Annotated in this window: 2 protein-coding genes; one reads left to right on the top strand and one right to left on the bottom strand. The window is 37.1% G+C overall.

What is annotated here, in order from left to right:
• Positions 1-755 (bottom strand): threonine aldolase family protein (locus tag AC1DG9_RS27210; RefSeq protein WP_477635710.1); only part of this gene is annotated, 755 nt, incomplete at its 3' end.
• Between the two features lie 245 nt (positions 756-1000).
• Between AC1DG9_RS27210 and AC1DG9_RS27205 the strand changes: the two genes are divergently transcribed.
• Positions 1001-1231: VOC family protein (locus AC1DG9_RS27205; protein WP_477635709.1), on the top strand; the 231-nt coding region annotated here is incomplete at its 3' end.

Here is a 1231-nt window from a genome sequence, read left to right as displayed (position 1 = left end):
CCCAAATATTTATACAAACACATGTAAACTGTGTCGARATACCTGGCATATTCTTTTACCGTTGCATTTGTAAATGCTGTTGCCATGTGAAGTCTGGCACCATCAAGGTGCATTTTATAGCCTTGTTCTTTACAATAAGCCGAAATCTTTTTTATCTCTTCTAATGGAAAAGCCTGGTTATCGCACCTTCTTACAGGTGTTTCTATAGATACAGCTCCAACTTCGCCAACAAACGCTTCGCCATCTTTATGGTATTTAATTGCTTTTTTGAGTTCATCTAAGGTGAAATGTGCCTTTCCTTCGGCCAGCGGAATTAATCTTTTGTTGAACAAGGTTTGTGCGGCATCTCCTTCGTCCCTATAAACATGACTGGTTTCTTGCACAAATGCTTTTGTATTATTTCCACATAAAAAACTAATTGCCAGCTGGTTAGCCAAGGTGCCTGTTGGCAAATAAACAGCAGCTTCTTTTCCTGTAATTTCTACAAATTTCTTTAAAAGCTTTTCTATGGTCCCACCATCGGCATAACTATCTCTTTCTATTGGATTAGCGGTATTTATCTCTTGTAGCTTATTTATAAAATCTTCTGGCTTATAAAAAATCCCATCGTTAATAAAATAAACTGCTTCGCTATCTTTTGATGGTATTGCTTTTTCTGATGCAAATGTATTTGCTGGCATAACAGCCGATGCGATAAGTGGCAGGGCCGATAAAGAAGAAAGTTTTAAGAAATCGCGACGTTTATATGCAGACATATTGAGTTTTTTGGTTGTTTCAGGATTTAATAAAAGTGGCTTTTTGTCAAAGATACTAAATGTAAAATCACAACTGCGTTATCCCGAGAACCAGGGGATCTCTCGTATCGTCGGGATGACGGGAGGTTTTAGAAAATCTGTTAGTTGTTTAGCACGTCGTATTTCCCCCCTTAATTTGTCATTATTGCACAGTTGAACGTGCAAGGCATTGCTGTATCTTTGAGTATAACTTAAATAAAAAAATAATGGCAACTCAAATTTTTGTAAACCTCCCTATTAAGGACCTTAACAGATCTGTGGAGTTTTTTACCAAACTTGGTTATACTTTTAACCCCAAATTTACCGATGAGAAAGCTACCTGCATGATCATTAGCCCTATTAAGGACCTTAACAGATCTGTGGAGTTTTTTACCAAACTTGGTTATACTTTTAACCCCAAATTTACCGATGAGAAAGCTACCTGCATGATCATTAGC

It is taken from the genome of Pedobacter sp. 05L430, assembly GCF_056397585.1.
The sequence above is the reverse complement of the archived record's forward strand: the minus strand, read 5'-3'. Positions and strand labels throughout refer to the sequence as shown.